Genomic DNA, 20,075 nt, shown 5'->3' on the forward strand with positions numbered 1-20,075 from the left:
TAGGACCGCGACACCCCCCGAACGGGTCCGCGAACCATGACGAAACTCTGACGTCCACGCCTGCGGCGCCTCCGGCGGCCGGTCCGCGGCCTAGCGTGCGGATGTGAACCGCGATCTTCCCCAGGACCTTCCCCCGGACGGTCCCCGCGATCTCCCCGGCGCTCCTCACCTCGACCGGTGTCACGGTCGACGGCTCGACCGGCGCCGGGATCCGCTCCTCGACCTGGGCGCCGTCCTGGCCGCCGCCCTGCTCGTCACGGCGGCCGCGCTGGTCGGCACGTCGATCGAACGCCGCCATCACACGCTCTTCGTGCGCTGGCCTCCCCTGTTCGCCCAGTGGGAGCCGCACCTCGGCCCCGGCACCCCGGCCGCGCTCGCCGTGGCCGTCGCCGTCGTCGCCTACGGGCCGCTCCTCGCCAGGCGTCTGCCGTGGCGGGCGCTGCTGTGGGCGTCCTGGGGCACCGCCACCGCCTGGACGTTCTCCCTCGCGCTGGTCGACGGGTGGCAGCGGGGGATCGCCGGGCGGCTGACGGCCACGAACGAGTACCTCACGGTCATCGACCGCTTCCACGACATCCCCGCCACCCTGCGGGACTTCACCCACCACATCGTGAGTCACTCCCCCGCTCCCTGGCCCGCGCACATCGCCGGCCACCCGCCGGGGGCCACCGTCACCTTCGTGCTCCTCGACCGGGCCGGGCTGGCCGGCGGCGGCTGGGCGGGCGTGTGGTGCATCGTGGCCGGGGCGGCGGCGCCGGCCGCGGTCCTGGTCGCCGTACGGGCGCTGGCCGCGGAGGAGCTCGCCCGCCGCGCCGCCCCCTTCCTGGTCCTCGCCCCGGCCGCCGTGTGGGTGGGCGCCTCCGCGGACGGCTACTTCGCCGCGGTCGCCGCCTGGGCCGTCGCCCTCCTCGCCCTCGCGGTCACCGGACCCCGGCCCCGGGCGACGGGCTTCGCCGCCGGACTCCTCCTCGGCCTCACCGCGTACCTCTCCTACGGCCTGACGCTGTTCGCCGTGATCGCCGCCGCCGTCCTGCTGCTCGGCTCCCGCCGCCTCCGCCCCCTCCCGTACGTCCTCGCCGGACTGGCCGTCGTCCCCCTTCTGTTCACGCTGCTCGGCTTCAACTGGTGGGAGGGGTACCGCCTGTTGGTCACCCGCTACTACGAAGGGGTCGGCGGCGTACGGCCGTACGGCTACTGGGTCTGGGCGAACCTCGCCTGTACGGCGCTGATCGTGGGCCCGGCGACGGTGGCGGGCCTGCGCCGAACGGTCGCGACGGCCGTACGCGAAGGTCCCCGCGCCCTCCGCCGCCCCCACGTCCTCTCCCCCGAGCCCCGCCTCGCCCTCCTCGCTCTCGCCGCCCTGCTCGCCCTCCTGGCCGCCGACCTCTCCGGCATGAGCAAGGCGGAGACGGAACGGATCTGGCTGCCGTTCGCGATGTGGTCCCTGCCGACCTGCGCGTTCCTGCCCCGCCCCCGCGCCTGGCTCACCGCCCAGGCCACCCTGGCCCTGCTCCTCAACCACCTCCTGCTGACCGGCTGGTGACACCAGGAGCGGAGACCGTGATCAATTCAGCCGGATGGCGGCGGGCCGGGGCGGTCCCGGCACATCGGGGGAAGGTGCTGTTCAGCGCCGTACCGGGGAGAGAGCGGGGCGCGCGGCGGGGGCGTGGGGCGGGTTGCGGCGGGGGGTCGTGGATCTCACGGTGGGCCCATGAAGAAGCAGCCGACGAAAGGACCACGCATGCGTGCCCTCATATCCCGATCCCGCACAGCCCTCCTGCCACCCCTGGTCGGCGCCGCGCCGGTCTGCGGCCCGGTCGGCGGGGCCGACCACGACGCCGTGTTCCACCCGCTGCTGGACGTACTGTCCGCCGTCGCCGAACGGGGCGGCCGTCTCGACGCGGCCGAGGCCGCCGGTTTCGCGCGCGTCCTGGAGACGGCGAACGCGTCCCTGGAGCGGCGGCTGAAGGAGCGGGCCTCCGCCACCACGTCCGCCACGACCGCCACCGCCCCCACCGCCGCCCCCGGCGTCACCGACCGGGCCGGGATCGCGGTCGCCGATCCGGTCTCGGATCTCCTCACCCAGCTCCAGTCGACGGTCGACGGGCTGGTCAAGGCCCTGACGGGGGCGCTGGGCACGGTGACCGGCCTGCTGTCGCCGGTGGTCGGGGTGGTCACGGGGCTCCTCGGCGGCGGACTGTCCGGGCTTCCGGCCCAGCCCGCCGCGGCAAGTCCGGCGACATCCTCGCGCTGACAAGCGCCCCGGGGGCAAAGGGTCGTCAGCGGGCGAGGGACTTGGCATCGCCCATGACGATCACCGGGTGCTGGGCGGGATCCAGCGTGCGCAGCAGTTCCTTCATGTGCTCCTGGGCCAGACTCACGCAGCCGTGCGTGGGGCCCCCGTGGTCGACGTGCACCCAGATGCCGCCGCCCCTGCCCGCGCCGAGCGGGCGGGTCCAGTCGAGGGGTGAAGTGCCGGGCTCGTGGTTGTAGTTGATCGCGACGACGTAGTCGAAGGAGCCGGCCAGCGACTCCCCCTCGAAGCCCGTGCCGGCGATGGTGAACCCGACCGACCGGTCGTAGGGCAGCTTGGCACCGGGGTCGGGCCGGAGTCCGCCCGCGTCGGTGAGGGTGAACACGCCGACGGGCGAGCGGAGATCACCGGCGTGATGGTCGTCCGTCCAGCCCTTGAGGGCGTTGTGGGCCGGCCAGGTCGCTCCCGGCTGCCAGCCCGCGCTCGTACGCCGGTACAGCACCACCTGTGACACCGGGGAGTCCTTGCCCCGGCCGGTGACCAGAACGACCTGCCGCGCGTTCCTGGGTATCCCGGCCAGCGTCGCGGAGCCGACACCCGGCAACCGCGCCGGTACGACAGGCGCGGCGGACTCCGCACCGTCCGGTGCGGGCCGCCCGGGCCTGGCCTGCGTCGTACCGGGAGCGCCGACGGACCGTTCGGCGCCGACGCCGGCGCATCCGGCGAGCGTGACGGACAAGGCCAGAGCCCCGGCGGCGATCAACGGCGTACGGAGACGCTGTCGGGGGAAGGCCGGGCGACGGGTGAAGGAAGCCATGATCGTCAGCCTGGGGGTGACTTGTGAGGAACTGGTCAGCTCCGCTCAGCAGACCGTTTCAGCTTCGGTGACGGAACCCTGCGTGAGCCTGAAGCGAGCACGGATACGCCCGGAATGCGCCTTTCGGTAAGGAGAGAACCCTTGCTCATATCCCCCGGGTAGGGTGACGGAAATGGAGATCCGCCAAGCGACGGCCGGCGCCGCCCTGCCCGACATGACCCCGGTCCGCAAGCTGTGACCGACGAGATCGTGCCGGCCACCACGGGCTCGACCCCGAGCTCGTGCTGCTCAGCGGCGCCATCGGGGGCCACCCCGCCCTGCCGGAACCCGTTCGGGACGCCGTGAACACGCCGGCTCCACTGCCGCTCGTCGCCCCCGCCACAGGAAAGAACATGCCCCTTTCTCACGCCGCAACCGCCACCTCCACGACCGCCCCTCTGACCGTCACCGCGCCCCAGCCCCCGGAAGGAGCCGCCGACATCCGGCTCATCGTCACCGACATGGACGGCACGCTCCTGGACGACGCCAAGCGCATACCCGACGGCTTGTGGTCGCTCCTGGCCGAGCTGCGCCGACGGGACGTGCTCTTCTGCCCGGCGAGCGGCCGTCAGTACGCCACCCTGGCCAAGGAGTTCGCCGACGCGGGGCAGGGCATGGTGTTCATCGCCGAGAACGGCACCTACGTCGTACGGGACGGCGTGGAGCTCAGCTCCGACCCGCTGGACCCGTCCGTCGCCGCGCGGATCGTCACCACGACACGGGGGCTGCGGGCCGAGGGCGTGGACGTCGGCGCGGTGGTCTGCGGCAAGCGGTCCGCGTACGTCGAACGGACCGACGAAGCGTTCCTGGCCGAGGCCGGGCAGTACTACACCCGGCTCCAGCCCGTCCCCGACGCGACCGCCGTCGACGACGAGATCCTCAAGGTCGCCCTCTTCGACTTCGGACCGGTGGAGCGGACCACCGCCCCGGCCCTGAGCCCCTTCACCTCGACCCACCAGGTCGTCGTCTCCGGCGAACACTGGGTCGACATCATGAACGTCACCGCCGACAAGGGCGCGGCCGTACGCCGTCTCCAGGACGACCTGGGCATCACACCCGCCCAGACGATGGTGTTCGGCGACTACCTCAACGACCTCGAAATGCTCGACACCGCCGAGTGGTCCTTCGCCATGGCCAACGCCCACCCCGCCATCATCGACCGGGCCCGCCACCTCGCCCCGTCCAACAACGAGAACGGCGTCCTGCGCACGATCACCCGCCTACTCCACCTGCCACCCATGTGACCCACCCGATCATCCCTCCACGACCCGCCGCGCACCGACCTCGCCGGGGTACTCGCGGACGGTGAACGCGGCGAGGACCCAGCCGACGGCGTAAGCGAGCAGGGCGGGCAGGACGGGCGCCGCGATCAGGAAGAGGATGCGGCCGGCGAGGACCGGCCCCGTGGAACGGCGGGTCTGGTCACGCTTGCGGCCGCGGGCCTCGCTGGGGGTCGGCGGGTCCAGGAGGTCCCTGCGGTGGCCGCGGCGCTGCACCACCCACCCCCAGACCAAGGCCACACAGGAGGCGGCCACCTGCGCCCAGTCCCACACCATGCGCACGCCTGACGGCAGGTCGCCGCGGAACGACTGGTAGAGCACGAGCGCGATGTAACAGGCGAAGGCCAGCACGGCGAACCAGAGGACGGCCCCGGAGGCGCGGCGCAGCCAGTAGCGCGCACCACGCTGGTACCAGGTGGTGCCGAGCCCCGGCAGGGCCGGGATGCGGGCGGGGGCTCCGAGTGGCGGAGAGCCAAGAGACGATTTTGTGGTCACGCCGAGGATCCGTGTTCCTGCAACCAGCGCCGAGCGCCGACCTCGCTGGGATACTCACGCACGGTGAGCCAGGCGACCAACCAGCCGACGATGTACGCGGCGAACGCCGGCATGACGGGCGCCGCGAGGATCACGAGGCCCCGGCCGGCGGCTACCAGCCCGGGGGCGCGCCGGTTGTGGGCGCGCTTGGCCTGACGGGTCTGCTCGGGGGTGGGCGGGTGCAGGAGACCTTCACGGTGGCCCCGGCGCTGCCTCACCCACCCCCAGACCAGAGCCACGCAGGCGGCGACCACCTGTACCCAGTCGCACACGGTGCGCACGGTGGGCGGCATCTCACTGCGGAACCCTTGGTAGAGGCTGATCGAGAAGAAGCAGACCATGGCCATCACGATCAGCAGGAAGACCGTCGTACGGGCACGGCACAGCCAGTAGAGCGCGCCGCGCTTGTACCACGTGGTCCCGAGCTTGGGCAGGGCCGGAATGTGGGCGGGGGTCCCGAGGGCGGGAACCTCAGAAGATGCTCTTGACGCCATGCCAGATGTCCTTCGCCATTCGTACGCCGTCGTCCCCGGTTTCCGTGAAGACGTGGCCCGTGCCGGTCAGCACACCACCGACTACGCCGTGGTCGTGGATGTCCTCGCTCCAGTGCTCGTGGAAGGAGTGGTCGAGGAGACTGGTCGCACCCACCGCTGCCACGACCCCGACGCCGGCCAGCGCGACCGCGCCTTCGACGGGCAGGGCGGCCACAACGCCCGCGCCGACGGCGACACCGCCGAGTGCGGCACCGCCGTCGACGACGACGGAGTGCTGCCAGGACCAGCCCTTGTCGTGGTCGTCCTTCGCCTCCACCAAACCGCACGCCGCAGCCGCGGCGACGTCCAGCACCGGGACCTCCTTGAGGAACTCCGGCAGCGCTTCGAGGCTTCGGCCGACGCGCAACGCCTCGGCGGCGTCTGCCAGTTTGATGTTGAGGGCCCGGTCGTAGGGGAGCTTGGTACTGCCGTGGTCGGCGCGGGCGATGTCCTCTTCCAGCGAGTCGACCTTCGTCATCGCGTCGCGGTAGGCGCTCTTGGCGGGGAGGTCCTTGGGCAGCGAGCGACCTGCCTTCTGAAAGGCCTTGCGCTCCGCGCGGAGTTCCTTCTTGGCTGCCCGCTCCTCGTCCTTGGCGCCGTCGATCAGCTTGCGGGCCTCCCTGCCACCGGCTCGGGCGTCCTCGGCGTCGTACGCGTACAGACCCCGCAGCATGTCGGCAAGGGTGATCTTGTCGCCCGGTGACACCGACGCGGTGACCTGTGCGTACAGTCCCCGCAACTTGTCCGCCGCGACCAGCCTCGCGTGCTGCGCCGTATGCAGAATCTCCGTGCGCACCTTGTCGTACTCGCCGAACGCCGAGATCGTCTTCTGTTCGTCGGCGCTCGGCGGGTCGGACGTGACGAACTGGAGCGGGGCGCCCTGGGCGCCCATGGGTACGCCCTTCTTCGCGGCGATGTGCTCGGCGTTCTGCAGGGCGGTCTCGCAGGCGGACAGCGCACCGACGAGGGTGTCGAGGATGTCGCCCGCGTCGTGGACGAGGCCCGCGAAGGCTCCCGCCGTGAGGGCGTCCTCGCTCCAGGTGGCGCGGAAGGTCTCGGCCGCGTCGCCCTTCCAGCTCGCGTCGCCGACCAGCTCCTCGACGGCGCTGCTGAGCGGACGGACGACGTCCTCGAGCTTCTTCTTGGCGTTCTTGTACGTCTCGGCCATCGTGCGCAGTCCGCCGATGTCGCCGCCGACCCAGCTGTCGCCCATCAGCCGTCCCCCACCATCAGGTCCTCGAACAGACCGTGTACGTCGATGTCGTGCCGCTGGAACGAGTCGCGGGCGTACGCCACCTTGTCGCCGTGGTCGTCCAGCCGGTCGGCGAAGCCGGTGTGCAGGGCGACGATGAGGTCGGCGACCTCCTTGATGGCGTGGTCGAGGCCGCTGTCACCGCCGCTGACGACGGGTGGGGCGACCTGGTCGTGCAGGTTCCGGTAGTGGGTGGCCTCGTCGTGGAAGGTCTTGGACATCGAGGTGAGGTCACTCAGGACCGCCTTGAAGTCGGGCGGCATCAGCGCACCTCCCGTGCGTAGGCGGCCAGGTCGGCCGACTGCCAGTTGGGGTGTCCGGGCGCGACGCGCGGGTCGACGCGGACGGTGACGCCGTGCTCGCGCACTCCCTCGGCCAGCGGCCCGATCGACGTGGCGACCCACGGCTGGGCCTCGCCGAGCGCGGCCACCAGCCGGGCCGGCGTGGTGAAGGCGAGGGCCACGGTCCCGTCCGTGGGGTGCTCGAACAGCTCGTAGGCGATGAAGGGCACGCGGGTGGGGCGGCCGGACGGGTCCAGCGCGTCGACATAGCGCGGATGGGCCGGGACCAACACGGGGGTGTGGTACGCCGGAACGCCGGGCTTCGGGGCCTGCCGTCCTTCCGCGTCCGGCCCTACGGGCGGCTCCGCCTCGGCGTAGTCGAGCAGGCGCGAACGACGTGGCTCCGGGTTCGACGGACGAGGTTCCGGGGCCGACGGACGAGGTTCCGGGTTCAATAACGGCTTGGCCGTGGCCGGTGGCTCGGGTGGCCCGGTCTCGGCGAAGTCGGAAATGTGCGACCGTATCGGCGCCCCCACCGCCGTCACCTCTTCACTCTTCGCTCTTTGCGCTGGACGTTTTGGCGCGCTCACCCTAACGACCGACCCCGAGGGCAAATCCCGCTATGTCAGGCTGCCGGGCCGTGTACATGCCGAGTGCATGCCTACTGCATACCGACCACATACCGACCGCATGCTGAACCGATACGGCCGCTGTGACCCAGCTCTCATCTCCCTCGTGCAGCAGATGAAGGGGCTTCCCCGTCGAGGAGGGGTGACAGGAAGGGAGGAGCGTGTGGATCTGGCAACCGAGTGGAAGCTGGGCGCCGAGCGCGGCGGGACCGAGTCGCTGGACATGGTGCGATCCGCAGAAGACCCTGAGCGTCAACGGCCGAGATCTTGGACGTTGCTCTAAAGCAACTGCTTCAAAGGCATCACTTCAAAGGCACCACTTCAGAGGCGTCGCTTCGAAGCGGCCAAGGACAGAGGTGTGTGCCGAAGTGTCATGAACGGTCGGGACCTCGTCAGGTGAACGCCAACACCCTGGCCCGCCGCCCTCCCCCCGCGTTCGATGGAACGCGGATACCCGTGTCGACGTACGCCGAGGGGTGAGCGAGCGATGGGCGAGGGAAAGCGGCGGCGGGTCGTCGTGGGGGTGAGCGGTTCGCCGGGGAGTCTGGCTGCGCTGCACCGGGGCGCGTTCGAGGCGCGCCGCACCGGCGCCGTGCTGCTGGCCGTGGGTGCCTGGGAACCGCCGCACGGCGCGCTCGCCCACCCGAGTTCGATGCTCGCGCCGCCGATGACCGAGTTCCGGCAGATGGCGGACGACCGGCTGCTCACCGCGCTCGGCACGGCCTTCGGCACCGACGGGCCCGGGGTGCCGTGCCGGGGGCTGGTCGTGTGGGACCGGCCGGGGCGCGCCCTGGTGCGGACCGCCGACCGGATCGGCGACCTCCTGGTGATCGGCGGCGGGCGGCGCGGCCGGATGCGCCGGGCACTGTTCCCGTCCGTCGCGCGCTACTGCCTCGCGCACGCCGCCTGCCCGGTGCTGGCCGTACCGCGCTCACCCCTGCACCGCGAACTCGCCTCCGTACGCCGCCGGGTCAGCATGCGCCTGCCGCTCGACGCCAGCGAACTGACCGACGGCAGGTCCTGAGCCACTGTCCTGAACCGCTGTCCCGATCTGCCGTCCCAGCCCCGCCGTCCCAGCCCCGCCGTCCCGACTCAGCCGACGCGGAAGCCCGCCGAGACCGTGTCGAAGACCGGGCGGAAGGTGTCCCACTTGAGGTCCGGGGCCGAGAGGTAGATGTCGTACTCCCGGCCGCCCTCCTGCCCGAAGCCCAGGTCGATCGCGCGGAACGCCCGGACCCTGCCCTTGAAGGTGAACTCCCACACGGCCGCGGGCTTCTCCTGGAACGTGGTGCGCTGCATACGCAGTTTCCGGTACGAGGAGGGGTAGTTGAGCTTGGTGTTCGCCTCGATGTTCGTGAAGTGCGACTCGGGGTTCGCACCCGCCGGCTCGACCATGCCGATCGTGAGGCCCACGAGACCCGTCTCGTCGGCGTAGGTGACCTGTTCGGAGGTCGCCTTGCCGCGCTTCCAGCCGTCCGGGACCGGGAAGGACACGCCCAGTTTCTTTTCCGTGACCAGGTGGTAGCCCGCGGGAACGGCCGGTGGCGCAGAAGTGGCGGCGGACGCGGCGGCTTTGTGGTGGTTGCCGCTCTTGCCGTCCCGGGTCAGGGACCACCCGGCCGCCACCGTCGCGGCCGCCAGCACCACGGCCAGCGCGCTCCAGACGGCCGCACGGCGCTCGCGAGCCCGGGGCGGTGCGTCTTCCCGCGCCGGTGCGACCGTCGTGGCGGTCGGCGGAGACTGTGTCGGTGTCCGTGTTGACATCGGCGCCGTTGCCGGAACCGGGCGCGTGGGCGTCAGCTGCGTCGGTACCCCCGACACGACTTCCCTCAGGACCCGCTCCACCTCCTCCGCCGACGGCCGCTCCTCCGGCTCCTTCGCGAGCAGCGCCTCGATGAGGGGTTCCAGCGGGCCTGCCTGCTTCATGGGGTCGACCGGGTCGACGGCGATGGCGTACGCCGTCTCCACGGCCGTGGCCTTGCGGAACGGGGGCCGCCCCTCGACGGACTGGTAGAGGGTCGCCCCGAGCGCCCACAGGTCCGCGGCGGGTCCGGGCTTCTTGCCCCGCATCCGTTCGGGCGCGATGTAGTCGATCGAGCCGATGATCTCGCCGGTCTTGGTCAGCGTCGAGGTGCCGGTCGCCATGGCGATGCCGAAGTCGGTGAGGACGACGCGGCCGTCGGAGCCGAGCAGGACGTTGCCCGGCTTGACGTCACGGTGCAGCACCCCGGCGGCGTGCGCGGCCCGCAGCGCGGCGACCATGCCGAGGCCGATCCGGGCGGCGTGGGCGGGCGGCACCGCGCCGCCGTCCGTGAGCAGTGCGGCGAGGGTGGTGGAGGGCACGTACTCCATGACGATGCAGGGCAGCCCCTCGTCGTCCACCACGTCGTGCACGACGACCACGTGGGGATGGGCGATACGGGCGGCGCTGCGCGCCTCGCGGCGGGTGCGTTCGTGGAGGGTGGCGAGCTCGTCGTCGGTCAGGTGCCGCTGGACATGCAGCCGCTTGACCGCGACCTCGCGGTTGAGGACCTCGTCCTCGGCACGCCACACCGTGCCCATGCCGCCACGGCCGATCTGTTCGATCAGCCGGTAGCGCCCGGCGACCAGCCGCCCCTCGTCCGCCACCGCGTGCCCCTTGCCGTTCTTTCCGGACCGCTCGCTCCGGACCGGTTCGAACCATTTCGCGTTCGATTCGTGTCGACACCATAGTCGGCGCAGGTTGCGGGCGAATCTCAGCCGTCGTCCCCCCGCTCGTCCGGGGCCGCGAGGACGAGTTGGGTCAGCTGGGTGGGGTCGCCCGTGTCCAGGGTGACCCGGTAGAGGCCGGGCGCGGGCACGGTGACGCGGGCCGCGAGGTGGTCGTCGTCGCCGTGCAGCCGGGCGGGTCCGGCGAAGGCCCCGTCCACCTCCTCGACCACGCAGTCCAGCCCCGCGGGACTGTCGGCGCCGCGCACCCGGACCGTCCAGGGCGTGCCCGGGGCGACGAGGTCCGGGACCTCGATGCCGACCCGTGCCCCGGCCTGCGGAGGGCCGAGGTGCTCGTCCTCCTCCAGGAACGAGGTCACCGCCTCCAACGCGGCCTCCCCCTGGGCCAGCGCACCGTGCTGCAGCGCAAGGGGCACGATGGCGCGGTTCAAGGGGGAGGTCGCGGACTCCTTGTGTACGGTGCCGTCGCCGCCCACGTCGAAGCGACGCGGTGCGCCGGTCTCGTCGCGCATCAACTCGCCGTCGCTGTGCTCGCGGTAGCAGTGCTCGGAGGCGGTCACCACGCCCTGACGGAGGGTCAGGGACTGGAGTGTGGGCTGGCTGATGCCCACCAGCGCCCGGTGCCCGGGCAGCGCCCGCCCGCGCAGGGTGTCGTGCAGGGTCTGGGAGTCGACGGCCAGATCCTTGTCGCCGCCCAGGTCGGCGATGTCCGTGGGGCTGAGCCGGCGGATGTTCAGGCCCTCGTCGAGACAGGGAAACGTCGGGAGCAGGTCGTGCAGGCCCGGCATGGTGTACGCGAGTCTCCTGAGCCTGCCGTGCGGCAGCGGAACCGGCGCGCCCTGCCCGGTGTTGAGGATCGCGGCGGCGGCCACCGCCCCCTGGAAGGGCGTACCGAGGGTGAGCACCCCACGGGTGTCCGCCGCGAGGTCGGCGTCGGGGCCGTCGGTGAGAGCGGCGAGGGTGAGCAGTCCGCCCATGGAGTGGGCGACGAAGACGAGCCGCCCCTCCCGTTCGTCGACCCGGTGCTTGCGGGCGAGCGCGTGTGCGGGGTGCCGCCGCCACCGCTCCAGATGGGCGCGCGCCGCCTCGGCGAGGAACCGGGCGTTCGTGGCGACCGACAGCCGCCAGTCATAGGCGAAGGGCAGCACGGCCTGAGGGTCGGCCACGCTCCGGGTGACCGTCGCGACCAGGTCGCCGTAGGGCTCGATGCCGCGCAGGAACGGGCTCCAGGCGGGGGTGCTCAGCAGGCGCCGGGCCCGGATGCGGCCGAGGCGGCCCTCGCGTTCGTCGGGCGTGAGGCGCAGGGCGCGTAAGCCCCGGGGCGCCGTCCAGGCCTTCAGCAGCCATCCGGCGTTCGCGAGGCCCCAGACGACGTCGCCCGACTCGGCGTCGTACAACTCGCTCCCCATGATGCCGGGAACGACGACGACGGCGTCCTGCGTCGTGTTCGGAGAGAGGCCGGGGAGGCTGTAGGGCCGCTCGTCCAGGCGGCGGCCTGCGGTATTGGGCTGCGACGACTCGGTCATGGCGGGAAGAATAGAGACCATGCGAGGGCGGGCGGGCGGGCTTGTCAGGATCGGGGAGCCGGGGGACGCCGACGATACGGGGCGGGCCACGGCGGGCCGTGCGTCGGTGAATGCCGTGACCGCCGTGGACGAGGACTCCGCGCGGCGCACCCTGCTGACCCTCGCCGTCCGTGACTACGACGACGGGGACACCGAGTTCACCGCCGGCATCGACGAACAGCTGTCCGTCGTGGCCGACTGGTGGTGCGCCCCGGGAGCACCGGAGCCGTTCACGCACGTCCCCGCGCCGGAGCTGCGCGAGCGCTACGACGTGGAGCGCTTCCTGCACGAGAGCAAGGTGCGCGAGATGCGCGGCCGCGCCCTGGTCGTCTTCATCACGGGCCACGGCCAACTGGGCGCCTCCCGCACCCACTTCCTCCAGCTGCCGAGGACCGAACCCCGGCGCCAGCTGGCCACGGCCATCCGCACCAGCGAGATCGTCGCCGCCGCCCTCGACTCCCGCGCCGAACACGTCCTGGTCGTCATCAACACCTGCTACGCGGCCGGGATCGCCGAGGAGCTGGAGAAACTGCACCAGGAGATCCTGCCGAGCCGGCGCACCGGCGGCAGCCTGGACGTCGTCGCCACCTGCGCCCACGACCAGCTGGTCCAGGTACGGCAGTTCCCCTCGGTGATGCGCCGTGTGCTGGAGCGGCTGCGCACCACCGCCCAGATCACCACGCCCTGGCTGAGCGTCGCCCATCTGATGACGGAGTTCGAGAGCGAACTCGGCACCGACACCGAGCGGCGCAAGCACCGGCTCAAGCGGGTCCTGGACGGTGGCGGCCAGACCACCCTGACGCCCTGTCTGCCGAACCCCGGCTACCGGCCCGTACGGGAACTGGTGGGGCCCGCGCGCCGCCAGGTCGCCACCCCGGCCGACGAGGTCGACCACTGGCTCGACCGCGCCAGCGGCCGCCCCCAGGAAACCGACCCCGGCTGGTACTTCAGCGGTCGCGAGGGACTGGGCCGCGCCATCACCGCGTTCCTCGGCCGTCCCCGCGGCGTCCTGCTGCTGACCGGGACCGCCGGCAGCGGCAAGTCGGCCGTGCTGGCGCGAGCCGTGACGTTCAGCGACCCGCTGTTCCGCGACGACCCGCGCTACGGCCGCGCGCTGCGCTCGGCCGCACCCGAGACCGTCCCGCCCGAGAACTCCGTCACCGCCGCCGTACTGGCCCGCCACCGCACCGCCTCCGACGTGCTCGGCGACCTGCTGCGCGCCCTGGAACTGCGACCGCGCCCGGCCGGGCCGAGCGACGACCCGGTGGAACTGCGCCGCGCCCAGCTGATGGCCCACCTGGACGAGCCGGGCGACCCGGTCACGCTCGTCCTCGACGGCCTGGACGAGTCCGTCGAACCCTTCCGCGTGGTCAGGGACGTACTCGCCCCGCTCACCGCCCACTGCGGCGCCGCCCCCGCCCTGCCCGGCCAGCGCCGTCCGGAGCGGCAGCGGTCCCTGCGGCTGCTGATCGGCGTACGCAGCAGCCGTCCCCGTACGGACCGCGCCGCCCCTGCCGGGCCCGCGGGGCGGGAGACGGGGCTGCTCGGCGCGCTCCGGGAGGTCTTCCCCACGGCGTCCGTGCTGCGCACCGACGAGACGGACAGCGAGAGCGACATCGCCGACTACGTCCAGGCGCTGGTCGGCGACGAGACGTCCGGCGGCGACAGCACCCGGCAGGCGGCCGAGACCGTCGCCAAGCGGGTCTGGCCCTCGTTCCTGGACGCCCGGCTGGCCGGCGAGCAGCTGCACCACGCGTCCGACCCCGGCGCGCTGGCGGACAACCCCGACTGGCTCGAACTGCTGCAGGCGGGCACCGTCGGCCTGCTCCGGCGCGATCTGGCGCTCGTCGAGGACGAGGGACTGCCCCCGGAGGTCGCCCTCGCGCTGCTGCGGGCCGCCGCGTTCGCGCTGGGCGCGGGCATCCCCTGGTCGGACGTGTGGCCTGCCGTCGCCGGGGCGCTGCTCGGCCGGCCCCTCGAGGACCCGGACCGGATGATCGAGAACCTGCTGAAGAGCAGGCTCGCCGGATATCTGGCCCACGACGACGAGGACGACCGGCTGGTGTACCGGCCGGCCCACGAAGCCCTGTCCGAGCTCCTGCGGGATCCCCGCCAGGACCTGCTGGCCGGCGTCGGGGGCGGCGCCGTATGAGCGACGCGGACAGCCCGTACCGCGCGCCCCGTCCGGGCCGCTCCGACACGGGCGACTCGAAGACGTGGGCCGACGACTCGAAGGCGTGGGCCGACACCAAGGACGCGCACCGGCTCATCGCCGAGGCGCTGTCCCGGCTCGTCGCCGCGGACCCGACGATCCCGCCCCACCCGTATCTCAGCCGTCACCTGGCGCAGCACGCGGCCCGGGGCGAGGTCCTCGACGACGCCCATGTGCCGCCGGCCGTACTGCCCTGGGAGTCCAGCGCGAACGTGCGCACACTGCTGCGGCAGAGCGGCCCCGTGAGCGCGCGGCGGCAGGAGTGGCTGGAGGCGTGGGCCCGCATCGAGCCGTTCATCGGCGGCGCCGGTCCGGAGTCCCGGCTGACGAGCCTGCACCTGGCCCAGCACGCGGCGACCCGCCCCCGCACCCCGCTCGACACGTCCGCCGCGCGGGTGTCCGGTTCGCGCATCACCCCGCTGTGGAGCGACTGGACGGCGCAGGACAACGTACTGGCCGTCTCCGAGACCCGCCTCGAATCGCTGACCCGCACCACGACCGCCGACGGCCGCTCGCTGCTGGTCAGCGGCGACAGCCACGGCACGATCCGCATGTGGGAGCCGCACGGCGTACCGGCGATGGCGCCGCTGCACACGTACGGCGGCGCGGTCCAGCATCTGCTGCCGCTCCCGGGCGACCTGCTGCTCTCCGCGGGCACCGACGGTTCGGTGCGCGTCTGGCACCTCACCCGGGGCCAGCTGCTCGCCGAACCCGTCCACCGCCCCGGCACCTGGGTCAGCGCCCTCACGCTCTTCGCGGCGAAGGACAGCCCGGAGGTCGTCCTCGTCGCCCACAGCGACGGCGCTCTCGGCGCGCTGGATCCCGTCACCTTCCGGCCCGTCGACACCCCGCTGCCCGCCCTCGATCCCGCTCCGGCCCTGCTGAGCGGGGTCGGTCTGGGCGGGGCGGAGGGGATGGTGCTGGCCGTGGCCCAGGGCCGGCGGGTGCGTGTCTGGGATCCCCGGCGGGCCGATGGGTACACGCACGAGCACGAGCATCAGGGGGCGGTGCGGGCCCTGGTGGACCTCGCGGCGCCGGGACGGTACGCGCTCTGCGACGACTCGGGGTACATCGGTTTCCGGGACGCCTCGACGGGCCGGGAGACGGCCGTCGCGCCGGCTCCGCCCGCGGGGCCCGCCATCGCCCTGACCGCCCTGACCGTGGCGGGCCGGGCGGCGGTGGCCTCCGGGGGCAGCGACCACACCCTGCGGGTCTGGGACGCGCGGACGGGCGCGGCGATCGGCGGCGCCCTGGAGGGACACACCGCTCCTCCGGTGGCTCTGACCACGCTGCCGGGCTCCCCGCAGGAGCTCCTCGTCTCGGCCGGCGCGGACCACACCCTGCGGCGCTGGAAGCCGGGCGGGCCGGGCGTGGGTGCCGGGCGCGCGGTCCGACGGCCCGTCACGGCGGCGGCGCTGTCGGGTGCGGGGTCCACCGCCGGTGCGCCGCTGATCGCCGTGGCCGACGAGTCCGGTACGGCGCTGTGGGACACCGGGACCGGCCGCTCGGCCGCACTCCCGGCGGGACACGCCACGGTGACCGCCTTCGCCTCGGCGCTCGTCCGGGGCGAGCCCCTGCTGGTGACCGCGCACAGCGACGCCGGGGTCCAGCTCTGGTCCCTTGACCGGGGGGCCCACGCCGCTCCCGCACGGCTGGCCGGGCTCCTCGGCCACAGCCTGCCGGTACGGTCGATGGCCGCCTTCCCGCACGACGGACGGACCCTGCTGGTCACCGGGGGCGCCGACGGCACCGTACGGCTCTGGGACCTCGACCGGGCATGTGTGCTGGCCTGCCGGGAGGACCATCTGCTCAGCGTCCGGGACGTCGCCGTGCTCGACACGGCACAGGGTCCGCGGATCGTCTCCGCGGGCACCGACGGGACCGTACGGCTCTGGGATCCGGCCACGCTGCGGCCCGCGGGGGCGCCGCTCCACTGCGAGCAGCGGGTCGTCAACGCCGTCGTCGCCGTGCCCGTCGACGACCCGGACCGTGCCGTCCTCGTCGCGTCCGGCGGGGAGGACGGCACGGTCCGGCTCTGGGATCCCGGCACCGGGCGGCCGGTCGGGCGGCGGCTGGACATCGGCGACGGGCCGGTGGCCGCGCTGGCGTCCTTCCGGACCGCGACCGGCCGCCCCTGCCTCGCGGCGACGGGCCCCGGCGGAACCATCCACCTGTGGGACATCGGCACCGGCTCGCACCTGCTGCGGATCGTGACGGGCAGCCCGCTCGGCATCCTCGACGCCCGGCAGCCGGGCGGCCCGCGCCCCGAGCACCCCGTCCTCCTCGCGGCGGGAGTCGCAGGCGTATGTGTGTTCGACATTCGAGTGGAGGGGCGCTGATCCGGCGCCCGCCGGGCCGCCGAATGTGCGCGTGCGCCTCCCGTATGCTCCAGCGCCCCCCTCTCGCGCCCCCGCCACGGCGTGGAAGCGGGCATCCTGGGGCGCGCGCCACGGGAGAATGATCGCCCGCATGTTCCGGCGGAACATGCGGGCGAGGGGAACGTACGGCTACGGGAACGTACGGGCACGGAAACCTGCGGGACACAGGGATCACGCGCCTCGTGCGGACCGCGCGGCACCTTCCGCACGGCACGCGGGCCACCCGAGCCCCGGGCCCCTCGGCCCGCCGGGCGGCGCCCCGGCAGTGCGGCAGCGGCCGCAGACCATCGGCTCAGCAGCGAGGACCAGGATGAACAACAGCCCTTCGGCGGTGACCACAGCCCACTTACCGTCCCTCGTCCCCGCTCCGGAACGCGGAGTGTGGCGGCTGGGCAAGAGGGATCACCCCAAGGAGTACAACCGGCTCGACCCCGAGACCAGCCAAGGCTCCAGCCAGAGCTCCAGCGCAGGCCGCTTCAGCCTCGCCACCTACGGAACGCTGTACTGCGCCAGCGATCCGGCCGGCTGTTACGCCGAGGCGCTCGCGCCCTTCCGCGTCCATCCCAAGCTGCGCGGGCTCATCGGCGACGAGTGGGACGAGCGGCCCAGCCACATGAGGCTCGGCCACCTGGCCTCGGGCTGGCGCGAGGACCACATCCTGGTCCGGCTCGAACCCGCCAAGGACGCCCAGTTCCTCGACGTCGACGCCGAGTCCACCCGGGCCGTCCTCGCCCGCGAACTCCGGGGCGAGCTGGCCGCGTGGGACATCGAACCCCCGCTCACCGACCCGCACATCCACGGACGCGACCGCAGGCTCGCCCGGCAGATCGCGGCCTGGACGGTCGCCCAGCGCAACGACGCCGGCCACCGGCTGGCCCAGGGCATCGCCTACCGCTCCGGATACGGCGGGCGCACCTGCTGGGCCATCTTCCACGACGTCGATCTCGTCGAGGCCGAGCGGCGCCCCATCCAGCCGGAGTCCCCCGAACTGCGCGCGGTCGCGGCGGAGTACGGCCTGCGTGTCTTCTAAACGGGACTATCGGATCTTCTGAACGGGGCTCGCGGATCTCCTGAACGAGCCTTCGGGTCCGCCGAACGGCGCCCGCCCCCGGGGCGTTCGGCCGCACCCGCGTCGCCCGATCGAGCGGTGCTCCGTCCCGCACCCGTCGACGGCTCCGGAGAAAACCCCTGGTCAAACCCCTCACGCCATTTTCGAGGTGGGATTTCACAGGGGATTGAAGGGGGGAAAGCGGTGGAGTGAGAGACCCTCTGACGGGTAGACTTCCCTCAACACAACTGAGGAGACGCCATGTTGACACCCCGTCTGTCACCCCTCGCGCCATCCCGCGTCTTACCCGTTTCATGACCGCCACGAAGCGAGGAATCATGCAGCCACTGCGAGAGTCCGCGGCCAAGACGGTCACCGCGAGCGTCACCGACACGGTCACCGAGACCACCGCGCACGCCAACACGGTCCAGAAGTCGATCGCCGACATAGCGCGCTTCCTCCAGGACAACTTCGGGCAGAAACTCACCGCGTTCATCGCCGGTATCGAGGACCCGAAGCAGGTCGGCAAGTGGTCCAGCGCCCAGAACAGCCCGAGAATCGACTCCGAGCTGCGCCTGCGGGCGGCCTACCAGGTCTTCCAGATCATCGAGCTCCAGGAGAACTGCCACACGGCACGCGCCTGGATGATCGGCATGAATCCGCAGCTGGAGGACGACTCACCGCTGCAGGCCATCGCCGAGGACCGGCACAAGGACGTCATGGCGGCGGCCCGCTCGTACGTCAAGGGCGATCTCTGACGCACCCCACGGGCTTGCTTGCATATGCAAGGATCTCGCGCCTATCTTGGCGCGCATGCAGTCCTACACCATCGGTCAGGCGGCACGGCTGCTCGGCGTGAGCCCGGACACCGCACGACGGTGGGCGGACGCCGGGCGGGTGGCGACGCACCGGGACGAGGGCGGGCGGCGGCTGATCGACGGGCGGGATCTGGCCGCGTTCTCCGTCGAGCTCGCCAAGGGCGGCAGCGGTGAGGAGGACGCCTCCTACACCTCTGTGCGCAACGCGTTCCCGGGCATCGTCACCGCCGTGAAGCTCGGCGACGTGGCCGCTCAGGTGGAGATCCAGGCCGGACCGCACCGGCTGGTCTCCCTGCTGACCCGGGAGGCCGTCGAGGAACTCGGCCTCGAGGTCGGCATGGAGGCCACCGCCCGCGTGAAGTCGACGAACGTGCACATCGACCGGGCCTAGGGCCTGTCTTTCGAATCAGGCCCTCGGGCGGCGGCCTCGACGGCCGTCGGTCTACCCGCTCATCGGGTGACGGAGTACGAGTGCGCCCCCGTCCCCGCCAGCGCACCCCCGTCGACGATCAGGTACTCGTCGCGGATCGGGGTCCCGTCGAGCCACGACTCCAGGATCTCCCGGGTGCCCGCCGCGTAACGGGCCTGCGCGGACAGCGACGAACCCGAGATGTGCGGGGTCATGCCGTGGTGCGGCATGGTGCGCCAGGGGTGGTCGGCCGGCGCGGGCTGCGGATACCAGACGTCACCCGCGTACCCCGCCAACTGCCCGCTGCGCAGGGCCCGTTCGACGGCGCCCCGGTCCACGATCCGGGCCCGCGCCGTGTTGATGAGATAGGCGCCGCGCTTCATCGTGGCGAGCAGCTCGTCGCCGAACAGGCCCTCCGTCTCCGGGTGCAGCGGCGCGTTGATGGTGACGACGTCGCAGTGCGACGCCATCTCGGCGGCCGTGGCGTGGAAGGTCAGCCCGAGCTCCCGCTCCACCTCCGCCGGCAGCCGGTGCCGGTCCGTGTAGTGCAGCTTCACGTCGAAGGGCGCGAGGCGGCGCAGCACCGCGAGCCCGATGCGCCCGGCGGCGACCGTACCGACGTGCATGCCCTCCAGGTCGTACGAACGGGCCACGCAGTCCGCGATGTTCCAGCCGCCGTCCAGGACGACCTGGTGGGAGGGGAGATAGTTGCGGACGAGGGAGAGCGTCATCATCACCACGTGTTCGGCGACGCTGATGCTGTTGCAGTACGTCACCTCGGCGACCGTGACACCGTGCGCGATGGCCGCGTCGAGGTCGACGTGGTCGGAGCCGATGCCCGCCGTGATCGCCAGCTTCAGGTTCTTCGCGGCGGCGATCCGCTCGGGAGTCAGATAGGCGGGCCAGAACGGCTGCGAGATGACGACGTCCGCGTCCGGCAGCTCCCGGTCGAAGACCGAGCCTTCACCGCCGCGCACCTCCTTGTCGGAGGTGACCACCAGGGTGTGCCCGCGCTCCTCCAGGAAGCGGCGCAGACCGAGTTCACCGCTCACGCTGCCGAGGAGGTGGCCGGGGGTGAAGTCGGTCGCCTTCGGGGTGGGCGTGGTCTGGCCGCCGGGATAGTGGTCGATGACGGGGAGATCGTCCCGGGCGTACGTGGTGGGGTATCCGTCGGTCGGGTCGTCGTACAGCACGCAGAGCACCTTGGCCATGACGCGGCTCTCCTCAACTCCGTTGATCGCGGGCTCCGTTGAACGGACGGTGCTGTCACGATCCTCGGAGCCGATCGCGCTGGTCAAAGCGAACGTCGCTATGCCC

At 72.5% G+C, this 20,075-nt stretch carries 18 protein-coding genes; 9 read left to right on the plus strand and 9 right to left on the minus strand.

Annotated features, from left to right (window positions below; translation table 11 throughout):
- The first annotated feature begins 103 nt into the window (after positions 1-103).
- Complete coding sequence (locus SMIR_RS17630; protein ID WP_422664443.1) at positions 104-1,543, plus strand: hypothetical protein; 1,440 nt, start codon at positions 104-106, stop codon at positions 1,541-1,543.
- A 198-nt stretch (positions 1,544-1,741) separates the two neighbouring features.
- Positions 1,742-2,254, plus strand: coding sequence for a hypothetical protein (locus SMIR_RS17635; protein ID WP_168493811.1), 513 nt, complete (start codon positions 1,742-1,744; stop codon positions 2,252-2,254).
- A gap of 25 nt (positions 2,255-2,279) precedes the next feature.
- Here SMIR_RS17635 and SMIR_RS17640 read toward each other — a convergent pair whose 3' ends face one another.
- Entirely contained in the window at positions 2,280-3,071 is a 792-nt protein-coding gene (locus tag SMIR_RS17640) for a L,D-transpeptidase family protein (RefSeq protein ID WP_168493809.1), read from the minus strand.
- Positions 3,072-3,463: 392 nt separating this feature from the next.
- Here SMIR_RS17640 and SMIR_RS17645 point away from each other — a divergent pair, with 392 nt between their 5' ends.
- Complete coding sequence (locus tag SMIR_RS17645) at positions 3,464-4,354, plus strand: Cof-type HAD-IIB family hydrolase (protein WP_168493807.1); 891 nt, start codon at positions 3,464-3,466, stop codon at positions 4,352-4,354.
- 9 nt (positions 4,355-4,363) lie between these two features.
- Here the strand turns inward: SMIR_RS17645 and SMIR_RS17650 are convergent, their stop codons facing one another.
- The 5 genes from SMIR_RS17650 to SMIR_RS17670 are packed head-to-tail and all read right to left on the minus strand — an operon-like array spanning position 4,364 to position 7,283.
- On the minus strand, positions 4,364-4,885 hold the full coding sequence (locus SMIR_RS17650; protein ID WP_248003025.1) for a hypothetical protein: 522 nt from the start codon (positions 4,883-4,885) through the stop codon (positions 4,364-4,366).
- The gene (locus SMIR_RS17655; RefSeq protein WP_168493805.1) at positions 4,882-5,418 is read right to left on the minus strand and encodes a hypothetical protein; all 537 of its coding nucleotides are present in this window, start codon (positions 5,416-5,418) and stop codon (positions 4,882-4,884) included. The genes SMIR_RS17650 and SMIR_RS17655 overlap by 4 nt, the downstream gene beginning before the upstream one ends.
- Positions 5,396-6,670: a WXG100 family type VII secretion target gene (locus SMIR_RS17660; RefSeq protein WP_168493803.1), complete on the minus strand. Its 1,275-nt coding sequence runs from the start codon at positions 6,668-6,670 to the stop codon at positions 5,396-5,398. The genes SMIR_RS17655 and SMIR_RS17660 overlap by 23 nt, the downstream gene beginning before the upstream one ends.
- Positions 6,670-6,972: a DUF6317 family protein gene (locus SMIR_RS17665; RefSeq protein ID WP_101399342.1), complete on the minus strand. Its 303-nt coding sequence runs from the start codon at positions 6,970-6,972 to the stop codon at positions 6,670-6,672. Before SMIR_RS17665 ends, SMIR_RS17660 begins: the two co-directional genes overlap by 1 nt.
- Positions 6,972-7,283 (minus strand): SAV_915 family protein, encoded by a 312-nt coding sequence (locus SMIR_RS17670; RefSeq protein WP_248003024.1) that lies wholly within the window; start codon positions 7,281-7,283, stop codon positions 6,972-6,974. Before SMIR_RS17670 ends, SMIR_RS17665 begins: the two co-directional genes overlap by 1 nt.
- 823 nt (positions 7,284-8,106) lie before the next feature.
- On the opposite strand from SMIR_RS17670, the gene SMIR_RS17675 reads away from it, so the two are divergent.
- Positions 8,107-8,643 (plus strand): universal stress protein, encoded by a 537-nt coding sequence (locus tag SMIR_RS17675; RefSeq protein ID WP_248003023.1) that lies wholly within the window; start codon positions 8,107-8,109, stop codon positions 8,641-8,643.
- A gap of 68 nt (positions 8,644-8,711) precedes the next feature.
- Here SMIR_RS17675 and SMIR_RS17680 read toward each other — a convergent pair whose 3' ends face one another.
- Together SMIR_RS17680 and SMIR_RS17685 are read right to left on the minus strand one after the other, a co-directional pair.
- The gene (locus SMIR_RS17680) at positions 8,712-10,247 is read right to left on the minus strand and encodes a serine/threonine-protein kinase (RefSeq protein ID WP_168493799.1); all 1,536 of its coding nucleotides are present in this window, start codon (positions 10,245-10,247) and stop codon (positions 8,712-8,714) included.
- 107 nt (positions 10,248-10,354) lie between these two features.
- Positions 10,355-11,854, minus strand: a complete 1,500-nt coding sequence (locus SMIR_RS17685; protein ID WP_168493797.1) for a lipase/acyltransferase domain-containing protein — start codon at positions 11,852-11,854, stop codon at positions 10,355-10,357.
- Between the two features lie 115 nt (positions 11,855-11,969).
- Here SMIR_RS17685 and SMIR_RS17690 point away from each other — a divergent pair, with 115 nt between their 5' ends.
- The 5 genes from SMIR_RS17690 (at position 11,970) to SMIR_RS17710 (ending at position 18,740) form a co-directional block, all read left to right on the plus strand.
- A complete protein-coding gene (locus SMIR_RS17690; protein ID WP_248003022.1) occupies positions 11,970-14,045 on the plus strand; it encodes an AAA family ATPase in 2,076 nt (691 codons plus the stop codon).
- Positions 14,042-16,444 (plus strand): WD40 repeat domain-containing protein, encoded by a 2,403-nt coding sequence (locus tag SMIR_RS17695; protein ID WP_168493793.1) that lies wholly within the window; start codon positions 14,042-14,044, stop codon positions 16,442-16,444. Before SMIR_RS17690 ends, SMIR_RS17695 begins: the two co-directional genes overlap by 4 nt.
- 349 nt (positions 16,445-16,793) lie before the next feature.
- A complete protein-coding gene (locus SMIR_RS17700) occupies positions 16,794-17,513 on the plus strand; it encodes an RES domain-containing protein (protein WP_168493792.1) in 720 nt (239 codons plus the stop codon).
- A 356-nt stretch (positions 17,514-17,869) separates the two neighbouring features.
- Positions 17,870-18,289: an XRE family transcriptional regulator gene (locus SMIR_RS17705; protein ID WP_168493790.1), complete on the plus strand. Its 420-nt coding sequence runs from the start codon at positions 17,870-17,872 to the stop codon at positions 18,287-18,289.
- Positions 18,290-18,344: 55 nt separating this feature from the next.
- Positions 18,345-18,740: a TOBE domain-containing protein gene (locus SMIR_RS17710; protein ID WP_168493788.1), complete on the plus strand. Its 396-nt coding sequence runs from the start codon at positions 18,345-18,347 to the stop codon at positions 18,738-18,740.
- A gap of 59 nt (positions 18,741-18,799) precedes the next feature.
- Here SMIR_RS17710 and SMIR_RS17715 read toward each other — a convergent pair whose 3' ends face one another.
- A complete protein-coding gene (locus tag SMIR_RS17715) occupies positions 18,800-19,969 on the minus strand; it encodes an NAD-dependent formate dehydrogenase (protein WP_168493786.1) in 1,170 nt (389 codons plus the stop codon).
- Between the last annotated feature and the right edge of the window lie 106 nt (positions 19,970-20,075).

This window comes from Streptomyces mirabilis (assembly GCF_018310535.1).
Lineage (GTDB): Bacteria > Actinomycetota > Actinomycetes > Streptomycetales > Streptomycetaceae > Streptomyces.